The 12,652-nt window shown below is 49.9% G+C and carries 22 protein-coding genes and 1 pseudogene; 6 read left to right on the top strand and 17 right to left on the bottom strand.

The annotated features are described in order from the left end of the window. Window positions 1–222, bottom strand: a 222-nt coding sequence (locus ACOYNV_RS21655; protein ID WP_422901888.1) for a hypothetical protein, incomplete at its 3' end; no start/stop codon positions are given. Window positions 223–491: 269 nt separating this feature from the next. Here ACOYNV_RS21655 and ACOYNV_RS21650 point away from each other — a divergent pair. The 4 genes from ACOYNV_RS21650 to ACOYNV_RS21635 all read left to right on the top strand — a co-directional run bounded on the left by ACOYNV_RS21650 (window position 492) and on the right by ACOYNV_RS21635 (window position 3,551). Then, window positions 492–917 carry a PH domain-containing protein gene (locus tag ACOYNV_RS21650; RefSeq protein WP_422901887.1) on the top strand — a complete coding sequence of 142 codons (426 nt, stop codon included), beginning with the start codon at window positions 492–494 and terminating at the stop codon, window positions 915–917. A 542-nt stretch (window positions 918–1,459) separates the two neighbouring features. After that, on the top strand, window positions 1,460–1,762 hold the full coding sequence (locus tag ACOYNV_RS21645) for a hypothetical protein (protein ID WP_422901886.1): 303 nt from the start codon (window positions 1,460–1,462) through the stop codon (window positions 1,760–1,762). 29 nt (window positions 1,763–1,791) lie between these two features. Beyond that, window positions 1,792–2,175 carry a hypothetical protein gene (locus ACOYNV_RS21640; protein ID WP_422901885.1) on the top strand — a complete coding sequence of 128 codons (384 nt, stop codon included), beginning with the start codon at window positions 1,792–1,794 and terminating at the stop codon, window positions 2,173–2,175. 803 nt (window positions 2,176–2,978) lie between these two features. After that, window positions 2,979–3,551, top strand: coding sequence for a recombinase family protein (locus ACOYNV_RS21635; RefSeq protein WP_422901884.1), 573 nt, complete (start codon window positions 2,979–2,981; stop codon window positions 3,549–3,551). A 451-nt stretch (window positions 3,552–4,002) separates the two neighbouring features. On the opposite strand, the gene ACOYNV_RS21630 is transcribed toward ACOYNV_RS21635, so the two are convergent. The 16 genes and pseudogenes from ACOYNV_RS21630 to ACOYNV_RS21555 form a co-directional block, all read right to left on the bottom strand. Continuing rightward, window positions 4,003–4,239 (bottom strand): hypothetical protein, encoded by a 237-nt coding sequence (locus tag ACOYNV_RS21630; protein WP_422901883.1) that lies wholly within the window; start codon window positions 4,237–4,239, stop codon window positions 4,003–4,005. Between the two features lie 69 nt (window positions 4,240–4,308). Further along, the gene (locus tag ACOYNV_RS21625) at window positions 4,309–4,713 is read right to left on the bottom strand and encodes a hypothetical protein (protein WP_422901882.1); all 405 of its coding nucleotides are present in this window, start codon (window positions 4,711–4,713) and stop codon (window positions 4,309–4,311) included. Between the two features lie 220 nt (window positions 4,714–4,933). Next, a complete protein-coding gene (locus ACOYNV_RS21620) occupies window positions 4,934–5,104 on the bottom strand; it encodes a hypothetical protein (RefSeq protein ID WP_422901881.1) in 171 nt (56 codons plus the stop codon). Window positions 5,105–5,678: 574 nt separating this feature from the next. Then, the gene (locus ACOYNV_RS21615; RefSeq protein ID WP_422901880.1) at window positions 5,679–5,963 is read right to left on the bottom strand and encodes a type II toxin-antitoxin system RelE/ParE family toxin; all 285 of its coding nucleotides are present in this window, start codon (window positions 5,961–5,963) and stop codon (window positions 5,679–5,681) included. Next, window positions 5,960–6,250: a CopG family ribbon-helix-helix protein gene (locus tag ACOYNV_RS21610; protein WP_422901879.1), complete on the bottom strand. Its 291-nt coding sequence runs from the start codon at window positions 6,248–6,250 to the stop codon at window positions 5,960–5,962. Before ACOYNV_RS21610 ends, ACOYNV_RS21615 begins: the two co-directional genes overlap by 4 nt. Window positions 6,251–6,600: 350 nt before the next feature. Further along, window positions 6,601–6,753, bottom strand: a complete 153-nt coding sequence (locus ACOYNV_RS21605) for a type II toxin-antitoxin system RelE/ParE family toxin (RefSeq protein WP_422901878.1) — start codon at window positions 6,751–6,753, stop codon at window positions 6,601–6,603. Then, a complete protein-coding gene (locus ACOYNV_RS21600) occupies window positions 6,743–6,943 on the bottom strand; it encodes a hypothetical protein (RefSeq protein WP_422901877.1) in 201 nt (66 codons plus the stop codon). Before ACOYNV_RS21600 ends, ACOYNV_RS21605 begins: the two co-directional genes overlap by 11 nt. Continuing rightward, window positions 6,936–7,223: a nucleotidyltransferase domain-containing protein gene (locus ACOYNV_RS21595; RefSeq protein ID WP_422901876.1), complete on the bottom strand. Its 288-nt coding sequence runs from the start codon at window positions 7,221–7,223 to the stop codon at window positions 6,936–6,938. The genes ACOYNV_RS21600 and ACOYNV_RS21595 overlap by 8 nt, the downstream gene beginning before the upstream one ends. 74 nt (window positions 7,224–7,297) lie before the next feature. Continuing rightward, window positions 7,298–7,351, bottom strand: a pseudogene (locus ACOYNV_RS21590) (HEPN domain-containing protein); the annotation flags it as partial. Window positions 7,352–7,500: 149 nt separating this feature from the next. Beyond that, on the bottom strand, window positions 7,501–8,046 hold the full coding sequence (locus tag ACOYNV_RS21585) for a hypothetical protein (RefSeq protein WP_422901875.1): 546 nt from the start codon (window positions 8,044–8,046) through the stop codon (window positions 7,501–7,503). Continuing rightward, on the bottom strand, window positions 8,027–8,350 hold the full coding sequence (locus ACOYNV_RS21580) for a nucleotidyltransferase domain-containing protein (protein WP_422901874.1): 324 nt from the start codon (window positions 8,348–8,350) through the stop codon (window positions 8,027–8,029). The genes ACOYNV_RS21585 and ACOYNV_RS21580 overlap by 20 nt, the downstream gene beginning before the upstream one ends. 194 nt (window positions 8,351–8,544) lie before the next feature. Beyond that, entirely contained in the window at window positions 8,545–9,165 is a 621-nt protein-coding gene (locus tag ACOYNV_RS21575; protein WP_422901873.1) for a hypothetical protein, read from the bottom strand. Window positions 9,166–9,238: 73 nt separating this feature from the next. Next, complete coding sequence (locus tag ACOYNV_RS21570) at window positions 9,239–9,685, bottom strand: DUF86 domain-containing protein (protein ID WP_422901872.1); 447 nt, start codon at window positions 9,683–9,685, stop codon at window positions 9,239–9,241. Continuing rightward, a complete protein-coding gene (locus tag ACOYNV_RS21565; RefSeq protein WP_422901871.1) occupies window positions 9,682–9,951 on the bottom strand; it encodes a nucleotidyltransferase family protein in 270 nt (89 codons plus the stop codon). The genes ACOYNV_RS21570 and ACOYNV_RS21565 overlap by 4 nt, the downstream gene beginning before the upstream one ends. A gap of 38 nt (window positions 9,952–9,989) precedes the next feature. After that, complete coding sequence (locus ACOYNV_RS21560; protein ID WP_422901870.1) at window positions 9,990–10,370, bottom strand: type II toxin-antitoxin system Phd/YefM family antitoxin; 381 nt, start codon at window positions 10,368–10,370, stop codon at window positions 9,990–9,992. A 244-nt stretch (window positions 10,371–10,614) separates the two neighbouring features. Beyond that, window positions 10,615–11,337 (bottom strand): DUF4214 domain-containing protein, encoded by a 723-nt coding sequence (locus tag ACOYNV_RS21555; RefSeq protein WP_422901869.1) that lies wholly within the window; start codon window positions 11,335–11,337, stop codon window positions 10,615–10,617. Between the two features lie 307 nt (window positions 11,338–11,644). Between ACOYNV_RS21555 and ACOYNV_RS21550 the strand changes: the two genes are divergently transcribed. Further along, window positions 11,645–12,055 (top strand): type II toxin-antitoxin system RelE/ParE family toxin, encoded by a 411-nt coding sequence (locus ACOYNV_RS21550; RefSeq protein ID WP_422901868.1) that lies wholly within the window; start codon window positions 11,645–11,647, stop codon window positions 12,053–12,055. Then, window positions 12,048–12,380 (top strand): XRE family transcriptional regulator, encoded by a 333-nt coding sequence (locus ACOYNV_RS21545; protein ID WP_422901867.1) that lies wholly within the window; start codon window positions 12,048–12,050, stop codon window positions 12,378–12,380. Before ACOYNV_RS21550 ends, ACOYNV_RS21545 begins: the two co-directional genes overlap by 8 nt. The last annotated feature ends 272 nt before the right edge of the window (window positions 12,381–12,652 follow it).

The raw sequence follows: 12,652 nt of genomic DNA, 5'->3' as shown, positions 1-12,652 counted from the left end.
TGGCTCCATTAAGCCGCGATTCAAATGGCTCCATAGGGGCGCGAGATAACAGTAAAGGGGTACGGTAAGGATTCCTGCGTAAATGAGTAACATGCAGCGCCAGAAAAAAATCGAGGTATTGAACCTTGCTTTGATTTTCGCAATGAGTTTTCTTGCACTATTTTCAACCAAAACCGCCGGATTTTTAACCGCAAGATAAACGTTCGTTTTTCTTGCGGCCATGCTTACTTCCTTGCTTCACATAGAAAATCGACGCTGTTACTCATTTACGCAGGAATCCTTACGGTACCTCGCTTGCGGCTGCGCCGGTACGGCGATTCTGTCTTGTGGGGTGTGAAACCGGGTGCTGGCTGGTTGGGGTAAAGTTCTACCCTGGTTTTAACAAAAAACCATAAGAACCATTTTAGTGCTATGGTTATAGGCGCTCTATTTTTTTGTTTTGGCCTGTTGTTTTTATTTGAATCACAACGATAATTTTACAGGGATGAGAAATGGCAAGTTACATCGAAGGCGCACTTATCAAAGACGAGAAAGTCATTTATGAGGGCCATGTCAGCATCTGGTCACTCGCTCATTGGATCGTTTTCGGGTTTATTGGCTTAGCCTTCTTTGGGCTTGGCTTCATCCTCTGGATAGTTGCCTTCATTCGATACAAGACAACCGAAATGGCATTTACTAACAAGCGTGTAATTGCCAAAGTCGGCTTTATCAGGCGAAGGACAATTGAACTCAACATCAGTAAAGTTGAGAGCATTCAAGTAGATCAGGGAATTTTTGGACGCATTTTTAATTTCGGCACACTCATAATTTCCGGTGCCGGAAACCCGCAAGCGCCGATAGCCGGAATTTCTGACCCCATGGCGTTCCGCCGGTCATTCATGGAATCCCAAGATCAAACCGCACGACCCACGGACTAGGGGTCTAAGGCCCAGTGGAACGGTCAAAGCAGTTAGGCGATCGAAAAGTCAGTAACGGCAATGGTTTAAGCGGTATTGCACCATCTCATATGCCGCCGTTTCGGTTCTCGTAACTCAGTGAAAGGGCCTTGCAGTTACGAGAACTGTTTTTGAGATTGTGCCCTGTACGCTAGCATTGGCGTGGAATGGCTTCTCAGGATTACTTCGCAAAAACCAACGTTTTCGAGAATTGCCCAATGCTAAAAGCCTAACTGCATTGGCCGTTCCATTGCACCTTAAAGGCCGACTAACTGTAGCCAAGCGCGTAAGCCGCTGAGTTCCGCAGGGTGAGAGTCGCTACATGCCCGAATAATGACCAACCCTGGGGCGCTGCCCCAAACCCCGCACTCGCCGTGAAGCAAGGGTTCGGGACTATAACCTTCCCCCCAAACCTGCCGCTAGCGTCGGTGCCACTAGGATAACAAGGGGCTATCTGACACTCACAGACATTCAACCCACCCCGGCACCCCGCATGCTCATTTTGGGATCTCCGGACCTTGGACATGGCTATCTACGACGCCGCACAGAAGACCGGCATCATCGGCATTATTCCATTTAAAATGTTCCACCCAAAGCTCTGGTTTGTCATCCAGTCCGCAAACGCGACTTCACCAAACATCGAAATCGCGAAACTCGTCATCGAATTAAGGTGTTCGAAAAACGGCCATATTGATTGTCAAATTAGGCAAGCGCCACCCGGTTTTGAAGACTTTGGCCCCGGCACCATCAGCTTGATTGATCCGAAGGCCGACCTCAAGCCAGCTACCGCATCCCGCAAACGCCCGGCCACGCCATCAAACGATTAAACCCCGACCCCAACATTCAGGAGCACATCATGCTTAAAGCCCTCATAGCCTTTTCAGTACTGGCAGTCCTTGCCGCCGTTGGCTTTGCCGTGATCATCTTTGGCCCACCCATCCCGCTATCCATGGTTCCAGACCCGATTTTCCAACTCATCAAGGGACAAAGCAAAGAAGCCTATATGGCAAAAGATCGCCTTTGGCCGGCGGAGGAAGCCGAGAGGCAGCTTGTCGAAATCCGCACATGGTGCGCCGCCAACAATCCGAAACCAGCCTGTTTCCGCGAAAGCAAAAAAACCTATATTGCATCATTCAAAGATTCGGTTGCGCGTGAACGTGCGCTTCCAATTATTGCTGGCCGCCCCCAAGCCCCCGGGTACCTTGAAATCATAGCCATCCTCAAAAAAGCCGAGCGCTAGCTGTTGCGGCCCGATAACATAAACGCCCCGACCTGATTACATCCGCTTTTCGGGACCACATTAGCTGAGAATATCCGAGTGCGTCGGCCCACATTAAGTGAGAATGAGACCACATTAACTGATAACAGCCTGATTACATCGGTCTCGACCCACATTGGGTGACCGCAAGGATTCGTGCGGAAATGGGCAATAGGCGTGTAGCATATGCCGTAAAACCTGTGCGACGAGGTTTCCGTACAGATTTAGTATCCGACAGTGATTTTCGTACATAGAAACTGACAAGAATTTTCCGACTAAGACGAGGTGAAGGTCGGTGTCGGAAAACAATTGTTTCCCGACACCATTGTGCAGTTATAACAAAACCGGTTTCGATAACTTTTGGGCTTATTGCCCATTTCCGCACGAATCCTTGCGCTGACCCTAACGCCTTGCAATCGTAAACACTCCAGCCCGGGGATGTAAGCCGGAACCCCAGAATATGCGGCGCACTGCATATTGCAGAGGGTTTTGGCTTACATCCCCTTACACCCCTAAACTTGACACTTTCCGATTCGTTACGCAGTAACGGAAACCTTGCCGATAGTGTTGATGCAAATCGTGATTGTCACGATTAACGGGCACTGGTCGAGGTCGGGCAGTTGTGGGGGCAATAGCCCCTACAAATCGTCAGAGTTGACTACACCCCAGCCGGACACTTTTACCTGACACTTTTCACGTCAGATATAAATCGTTTTTGTATTAATTGACACTCAATAACGAACGTCTTAAACTTAAACCTGACATATTAACCAAAGGGAAGCATCATGTCAGGCAAACAAGTCGGATACGTTCGGGTTTCAAGCATCCTGCAAAATACAGCGCGCCAGCTCGACGGCTTGACGCTCGACCGGACATTCGAGGACAGTATCAGCGGCAAGGATATGAACCGGCCACAACTGGATGAGTGCCTGAAGTTTCTACGTGAAGGCGACACCCTGCACGTGCACTCAATGGATCGGCTGGCGCGTAACTTGGGCGACCTCAAGCAGTTGGTTGAAGGACTGACCAAGCGCGGCGTACAGGTTCATTTCCACAAGGAAAATCTGCTGTTCAACGGCGATGCCTCGCCAATGGCCAACCTGATGCTGAACATGCTGGGTTCCGTCGCCGAGTTTGAGCGGGCCTTGATTCTCGACCGGCAGCGGGAAGGCATCGCCATTGCGAAGGGTGAAGGCAAGTACCTTGGCCGGAGATCCACGCTGACCGATGACCAAGTGCAGGACATGCGCCGACGTGCTGCTGCCGGTGACAAAAAGGTGGCTATCGCTCGTGACTTCGGCATCAGCCGGGAAACGTTGTATCAAAAGTTGCGCGATGCCGTGGCGGTCTCTGCTTGAATCCTATGCAACTTTAGTGTCGTTTGTTTAAACGTACCCAACCCTAGCCAGAGTCAAAATAAACGACATTTAGGCGGCTTGCGAGACGTTTCAAGTTGAAATACGCGACAAATCCAAATCGAATCCGATCGACTCACTGCAAACTAGGTTTTGGCGCGAGCGGCGGTCTTGACCTTGCCTTTATGATTGCCGTTAAATTTGATGAAAAAAAACCGGCAACTGCCGGTCTAATCTGTCGCAACTCCGCGTATGTGTTCTCGACTTCGCAATCCAGTCACCGAAAACCCAATCTGTTCAGCAACACCGAGTGCTGTCGCTGCCGTCGAGAATGGTCGCGGCGTCTTACGCCGTGCGTCGATGATGTAGCCGTCGGATACGGCCAAGGTTGAGTTGAAGCGCAATCTCAAAAACCAGCCTTCCATCGTTTTTTCAAGAACGAACCCGACGATCGCTAGCCGTTACGTTTACGTGTTGATTTGTTCTGGCTGCCAACCCTCAAACCCGGTTGGCGACTAGCTTTCAGGGGGTTAGCCACTGAAGGTAATAATTTCTCCAAAAAAAGAAGCCGCAAACCCAAGCTGGGCGCGGCTTCTGATGAAATTATCAACACATTTTCGTAACGGCTAGCGACGATCGCCCCGGTTTTCAAATCGTCTGTGGCTTCTTTAAGAGTCCAGCCAATTTTCATTACCGAGTCCTTTGAAACATCAAATTAGACTATATGTTAAAGCATTTTGGCAACACTGCAAAACAACAGTCAAAAAGAACTCTCGCCACAAAAAAGCAATCGACGACGCCAGGCTGACGGAGTGGTTGCTGTCAACAAGTCTTGAAGGCGTTTAGATCCTGTGTAATAAGGTTCTTTTAAGAAGTTTTGCGGATCGTTCGCCCAAGAGGGCACCACCAAATTGTGATTCTGAGAAAGATATTCAGCAAGGCCGGCAAGATAAACATCGGTAACCGGGGTGCCTGTCTTTACTGGGGCGTCTTTGACCGCCATCGAAACGACGGAGTCGGCATCTTTCCCCGCCTCGGATATTAAACTCAATAGCCAGTGCCGGAAATCATTAACGTGATACGGCATTGAGCCCCAAATATCTTTGCCGTTCGTTACATCCATTGCGATACGGTTTGATACCTCATTAATAGTTTGTGGTTGCATAAACGTATTATAGCATATGTCTATTCATTTAGGCAAATATGCAACCGCCCGATCTATCTGATCCCCTGCGCTTCGCACCTGCCTCGCTCTCGCTTGCCTCTCGGCCTGACCCTGACTTCGGCATCAGCCGGGAGACGTTGTATCAAAAGTTGCGCGATGCCGTGGCGGTCTCTGCTTAACGGTTTTTTGCGTTTCGTTGCCCTAAACCCCGCGCTCGCCTCTACGTCAAGGTGGCATGTGTGTTTTCAGTGTCGGCCACTCTTTTCCGTTTCTGTTCGATAAGAACCAGGTCGATAGCCGCCAGTTCGTCCTTTGTCGGTTGATAGTCCGGGTTGAGCAACCTTTCCTGTGCCGCGTTGAACGCCATCGCCTTGGCCTCTTCGAGTGTCATTTAAATTTCCTTTGGAACATCAATACGTGTGACTCGGTCACACCACGTCACACTGCACCCATGCGGTATCGCGCCATTCAACTGCCAATGTGCTTACCCCGGTTTTCAGTTCCGTTGCGCCTCAATGCCAAGGTCTATACTGAAATCAAGGAGAGTGCCGATTGAGGTAACGGTATTCATCTCAACCGCTTTGGCGTCTGGCTATGCTCAAGTACGACCAGAGACATTCTCTGACAATTTGCATAGTGAGCTTTCGCAGGGCAATTTGAGTTGATATTTAAGTTGATTCCTGCGGGAAATTTCGAGGGTTTCGGCTTACCCCCTATCTGTGGAGCGCACGGGCTGGAGTCACACCACCCAGTACCGAAGGGGGTTCGGTGGCCTGTTCTTTCGTGCGCGTTGGTGAAGGTTTAGCCGCGCTATTTTCTCACGAATCAAGCCGATTGCTCTGACGGAATTTTCTGGGGTTCGGGCTTACATCCCTTGGATACACACGGCATTTTTTGCAGCTTGATTTTGGCTGCGACGGCCAGAACGGAATCTCTGTTGCGCCTCAGCGTCAAGGTTTGCCCCTTCAATGTCTTACTGGTGGCCACTGCCTGGCAGCGTGCAGTACGCGTAGCACTCGCACCAAGTCACCGGCAACGTCGTAAATCAGGATGTAGTTTCTATGTGCAACAAGCTCGCGCGTGCCTTGCAGTCGGCCAGGCCGACCAAGACCAGGATGATCCACCAGGCGGGCTGCTTTCTCGGATAGAAGCTCATCGAGATCGAGCGCCGCGCTTGGGTTGTCGGCTGCGATGTACTCGCGAATTACTTTTCGGTCTTCTCGCGCCGGTCGCGTCCAAACCAATTTCACGAATTAGCGCTGGCCATCTTGCGCCGTGTCTCTGCGCGCCAGGCTACTGCTTCCGCTTCGACCTCTTCTGCTGAAACCACATCGCCGGCATTGGCCGCGTCGAGGCCGATTTGCACCTCACGCCGGAACCAGGAGTCATGCTCTGTGGCTTCTTGTTGTTGCTTCACGAAATCACGCATGAAGTCGCGCAAGAGCTGCGCGCCGGTACGGTCGCGGGATTTCGCGGCCGTGGAAAACTGGTCTTTCAATCCTTCATCGACACGGAAGGTAAAAGTTGCTTCGTTCATGGCGTTGCCTCTATGTGTTACACAATAAGTGCAATGTAGCACAAAGGACAATCGTCGCTCAAGTCCTAAGTTTTACAACAAGTGGGCGCACTCAATAGAATCAAGGTTTCTCGTGTCGCAAAACAACGGTGCGAAAGTGCATAATTACAATACACTTTTGCGACACCTTATTTGGGATTCTCGTGCCGAATTGATTCCTGCGGGAAATTTCGAGGGTTTGGGCGTACAACCCCACGCTCCAGAACCGTCGACGCCACATTTCTACGTAAAGACGACACCATTAACAAGGGAAGCGGGGCGCAATTTTTCCGCAAAATTAGTTGATTTGCCACCCAAAAAGAACGCGTCGATCAAGCCATTCTAGGGTTGTCGACAAGCGTCAACATTGGCGTTTTCATGCGTGCCAGCATCCGGCGTGCCAGCGTTGCGCCGCCGGTCTCGCGGTAATACTTTCCGTGTTCTCGAAGATCCGACTTGGCGGACGCGAGAAGCTTAACGCGCATATTTGGCTTCTAGCTCCGCAAAAACGTCTTCCGCGTCATGCCAAACCGCATCAGGAGAATTTGCTTCTGCAAGCCGGTCGTTAAGCGTGCGCAGCAGCGCGGCATCGCGATACGTTGCTTTTAGGGCTGCTGATTTGTCGGGCCGCTCTGTGTTTGATTTCAGTGTGGCGATGGCTTGCCTGCTATCCATGAAGAAGCACCCCTTCCTTACAGGCTATTGTGTCAATCAACAACGGTTCTCCCCGCTGTACGCGCAGATCGACCCGCTCATCGAGCCTCTGTTCGACCTCTACAAGAAATGCAATTTCGTCGCGGAAGGTTGAAGTCGGCGCGACGATATGCAGGTCGATGTCACTACCGCGCGTCGAATCATTGGTGCGCGATCCAAAGACGCGAACCTGTGCATCTTCACCAAAATGTTTTCCGGCGAGACTGACCAATGTGTTGACGGTGCTGACAGAAAGGCGCATTTTTTGTAACCACCAAATTCAGAATGGAAATCTTTGTGGGCTTCTGACGTGAGCTTCAAATCATCCATAGCGCCATCGCGCTGCACCAATAACGCTTTTACTGCCTTCTCTGCGGCCTGCTGACAATGGTACTCCGCAGTTTTTCAATGTGGATCGGGTGGCAAGGCAAGTTTTTGCGCGAAAGTAAGATCATCCTCGGCAATATCAAGCCAGCTTTGTGGGTTATTGGCGATCATAGATGACTTGCCTGATTGTGGACGTGACGCCAAGGGGGTAGTCACATCGAGCATCCGCCTGGCCTCTTTGCCTTAACATCGTCTGCTTTGGCGCTGTTCTCGCCTAAACATTCCGCTTGAAAACCCACCCAGTCTCGCTCGAACAACTCAATTGTTGTTACCGCCACTTTGCCAAGTTCGACAATGCGAGTTTGGTCGAGAACGGCACCATAGTCATTGCGTAAAAAATGCCTGAAGCTACGCAAATTATTAAGCCCATCCTTAGTCACTTGGCTGACAACGGCGTTTCGATCCCCAATCTGAACAGACATTTGCACAAGCAATTTTGAGTGCCAGTTATCCCCTTCGGGGATGTAACCATCAAATTCTTTAGCCGTGTTTTTCAGAACGCTTTCAATCCCGGTGTAAATACCGTGGATTTTTAAAGCGATACTGTCACAAATCGATTCTGCCAGATCGCTATCCTGGTGAGTAATAAGCCAGTCTGACTTCCCCGGTATCTTGCGCGATTCTGTTTTGATTGAATCAACCTCAAGCGATTGCAGCGCAAAAAATGTCCGGATACCTTCAGCAGATTTGATCGCCACGGCGTATCTCCTGTTCAATCAAGTTAAGGACTTCTGGCTTTACATCTTCCGCAAACAATACATCCACAGCTACGGATGAAGCCCTCTCAGCGATTTCCATTACGACGCCTCGGGGCACTCCATCACAATCCAACACAAGGATATCGAGATCTGAATCTGTATGAACGTCACCTCGTAACGTCGATCCAAAAGGAACCGCCTCTACACCAACATCCTTGAGAGCAGCAACAACTTGACTTGCGGATTCCCTGCAAGCCAACAGTCGGTCGTTGATCCGATTCAAAATAGTTGCTTCTATAGACACTGACATTCCAAAATTAAGTTGTTCAGAACGGACTAGGCGACTTGGATTTAAGCTTTAGGGTGTTTTCCGCTATTCCTTGTTCGTACTCATAGTCATAAGGGAAAGCCAATCCTAGCAGTTCACTTTTGCGGATCAAGGCAACCCCCTCCTTATTCAAAGCTTGCCTGCTATCCATGAAGAAGCACCCTCAGCTTTTACATACTCAATGATTGCGATTTAAACGCGGGCTTCCAATTTGTTTCTGCCCCAACAGCAGAATTTTTTCCAGGAGAGTCAATCTTCACTAGATTTACATTTGGACGTGTGTTTTTAATTCTTTCTATTGCATTTTCAAATGAAAAATCAGGGATCACCTGCTCTGCATAGCGCAGAAAAGACACAAGCGAAACCAGATGAACCATTGTCGGTCTCGACCCCAGTTCGTTTTTGACAAACCAGTTATCTTCGAACAATACGAGCGTTGGAATCCCCGGTTTTTCGCTTCGGATGTCGTTCACAAAACCATAGATCGAGTGCTCACCAATATTTTCAGGCAATTTTATGTCCGGGTTTTTTCTGGCTAATTCAAGAATTGGGCCATACCCAGTATCTATTTCTTTAATTCGATCTTTGTTTTCAGCAAGGAAATCTTCGATCTTCTTGGCGTCAAAAAGATCGGCCCGTCGTGTAACTTCGAATTTGACTATGTCGGTAATTACAACCGTTACCGTATCCGCAAATTCTAAAATAACACCCAGCAAATCCCCATGCGCTAACGAAATTAAAATGCCCGCATCAGGGATAACAAGCTGTACCTCGACAAGCTTTTTTTTCAATTTATCCCGCTTCACTCAAAAGTTCGCTAACCATGGCATCGATCCGATGTGCCCGACAACGGCCCCGTTCTGATTAGCCCATCCCAGGTGTTGAACCACAAGGTCTCCTTGAAAGGCCGCCGGCCGCTTCACCCCCAGTGCCATCACCATCTCCGTCATCCTCATCAGATAGGACGGTTATCTTGTCTATCAGGGACTCAAACACAGGAAGACTTTTCTTTGCCGTGCTCCAGACAATTCCAGCATCCAGACCGAAATAGCCATGTGTCACCTTATTTCTCATGGCATATACTTTTACTAGGTGTGACCAAACAACTGAGTGCTTGGCTTCAACCTCTGGGTGCTCATTCATGAGTTGATGCGCAGCTTCACCTATGTCTGTGATGCTTTTGGCAACAGCACGGATTGATTTGCCGTCGTTAAGAAATTCTGTTTCCGACATGTTGAGCATGTCAGATTCGATATTTCGCATCGACAAATGAACATCATCAACCCAATCTTGCAACGTTCTTTTGCTCACAGTGGCACCGCCTCGTGAAGCACTTCATTTCTGAATCTGGCCGACAAAGCTAAAGGGGTCTGGACATCAACCTTCATGCCAATAAGAGCCGAGACTTCCATTTCGATACTGACCAAGCTCATCAAGGTTGTTTCGCCCTGGATGGGGTCAACAAGCAAATCCAGATCGCTCTCTTCCGTGTCGTCACCATGAATGGCCGAGCCAAATACGCGCGGATTTATGGCATCGTTTTTCTCAACGATGTGCCGGATTTCGCTGCGATGCATTTTTACGGCTTCCGATGGCCTCATGACTACTCCTTAATTTATCCCGCTTCACTCAAAAGTTCGCTAACCATGGCATCGATCCGATCCGCCGGAAGCGAAGGGAACGGGAGGTCTGTTAGTCCCAGCAAATCGAGTAGTTGTCCATGGAATTTAAGTCCTAGCTTATTCGCCGCTTCAACTGAACCAATCTCTGCGTTCGAATACTGGGTTAGCACCGCTACGGTAAGCGGATCATGCCTTATCAAACTGGCTTTCGCTTTGGTCATGGCGTAATCATTGTCCATCGCCTCGAATTCGCGGGCAGAAACTACGACAGCGACGGGAAGCCCGTTCCTTTCAATACGCACAGGAGAATGAGATAGCGCTTCGATAACAGCGCCAAAATTGTTTTTCGCTTCAGTGGCAGTAAAAGTTTTCACAAAAACTCCTGTGGTCATGTCTTTTACAATAGCCAACACAGCGGCAACTGTCAAGCTATCGTGTTTAGCTAATAACGATAGCTATTGCTGGAATGATGTTTTGCCCATAATTCCCCGCACACCCCATCCACCGGTGCAATCCCCGATGGTGTCGCGCGTTACGGAGGCCCGCACCGTGCCTGATGGCATTCTCTTTGCCATTCACGCCGGCTAGGACGTGGAACCCCTGAATCTAAAGCCTGCATCAAACAGCGTGCTGCGTATATTCAATCCCGTTCTGAATCACACCAATCACCTGCGCCTGATTCTCAGTGCTTTCGCTGAAACCCGTCAGAACCTGTGTCCGTGTTTGTACGCCACTATCAATCTGGTTCATCCAGTAATCGAATCCGGCCTTCTCTGGGGCGCGATGGAGAACGTTTTGGTAGAAGCGCGTAACCACTTCTGTATTTGTTGGATTCGCGCCATACACTGACTTGAACTCAGCCGAATTGACGAACCCCGCAGAAACGTCAAGCAGTGACGCGCCATGATCCATCCCATAGATCCAGTCGCCGAGACCACCTTTGTCCGGTGTGCGATTGAAGGCCGTTTGATAGAGGCGATAAACCTGTCCGGCGTTACCGCTATTATCCAGTGCAATGGTTTGGTCGGAGAACTGGAGGCGTTCGATATTTGTCAGTGTATCTGTTCCATCCGTACCTCCCGATACGGTGTATCCAGTCGTTGTTTTGGTGACGGTATAGGCAGAGCGATTGCTGAAGAAAGTGGCCGTATCTATGCCACTACCGCCATCAATAATGTCGTTACCCGCGAAGCCCGCGAGTTTATCTGCTGCAACTCCGCCAACGATGGTGTCGTTGCCTGAGAGAATGCCCACGTTCCACTGAATATCCGTTTCATCACCATTACCATTGATGTCAAATGATATCCCGTCCCAGCTATAGATAGCTGTAACGACCTGCATTTGAAAACGCTCCGACCTGCATTCAGCGGCTTTTTCGACCAGAATTAATTGCGACCAGCGCCCACCTCAAACCAGAGATAACTGCGAATGAACCTGCAATCAATCACGCCGACCTGCATTCCATCAGTACGAACCAGCAATAACTGCAACTGACTACCAGTCCAGAAATTCATAAATATGGCGTATTTCTGGACGAAGATTGTTGAACCGAGTTTATGGAAGACCCGCATGGCGCTTTGCTGTACCAGTCGAATGGAGTTAATAGAGCTCCAAAAAACCCACGTTTTTTGGAATAGAGTGATCGCCAATGTATGCACTTGACGGCATATGTGCTAAAGTGCATAATTTAGTCATGATATGGGAAATCGAATTTACAGATGAGTTCGGAGCGTGGTGGGAAACCCTCAGCGATGATGAGCAGGAATCCGTCCGCGCCAGTGTGAAGCTGCTCGGCGAGTTCGGGCCAAGCCTCCGTTTTCCGCATTCGAGCGGCATCAATGGATCGCGGCATGGTCATATGCGCGAGCTTCGCGTCCAACATGCCGGTCGTCCATATCGATTGCTGTTTGCCTTCGACCCTCGCCGATGCGCAATCCTGTTGTTGGGCGGTGACAAAACAGGCAATGACCGCTGGTATGACGAGAATGTGCCAATTGCGGATCGGTTGTATGACGAGCATTTGGAATTACTGAGAAAGGAAGGGCTGATCGATGACTAGGAAATTTGCGGAGCTTGAGAACAAGATGACGCCGGCGTCGCGCGCACGTTCCGACGCGATCTACCGTCAACTCCTGGAGGAACTTCCTCTTGCGGAATTACGCCGGGCACGTGGGTTGTCGCAAAAGACGCTTGCTGGGGTGCTTCATGTGGACCAGGCCAGCATCTCGAAAATGGAGCGCCGTACCGACATGTATATCTCCACGTTGCGCAGCCACATCGAAGCGATGGGGGGCGAACTGGAGATCGTTGCCCGCTTCCCGGATGGTACAGTGAAAATCGCCAACTTTAACGGTATCGAGTTGGGTGAGCAGGCGACCGTCTGACATGGCCAGTTGCAGTTATTGCTGGTTTGCGCCGATCAAATGCAGGTCGGCGCGGATGAATGCAGGTTCATTCGCAGTTATCTCTGGTTTGAGGTGGGCGCTGGACGCAGTTAATTCTGGTCGAAAAAGCCGCTGAATGCAGGTCGGGCCGTTTATGAATGCAGGTCGTTACACATAGGCTCCGGGGCAGCTTTAGGCACCTTCTACTACCGCCTAATCTCAGACTTCCTGATCCAGTCCGTATTTATTCAGTATTTATAGGAAATTAGTTT

Origin of the sequence: Propionivibrio sp. (assembly GCF_049316945.1) — a bacterium.
In the GTDB taxonomy this organism is placed as follows: Bacteria; Pseudomonadota; Gammaproteobacteria; order Burkholderiales; family Rhodocyclaceae; genus Propionivibrio.
This window is presented reverse-complemented; position numbering and strand designations above follow the sequence as displayed.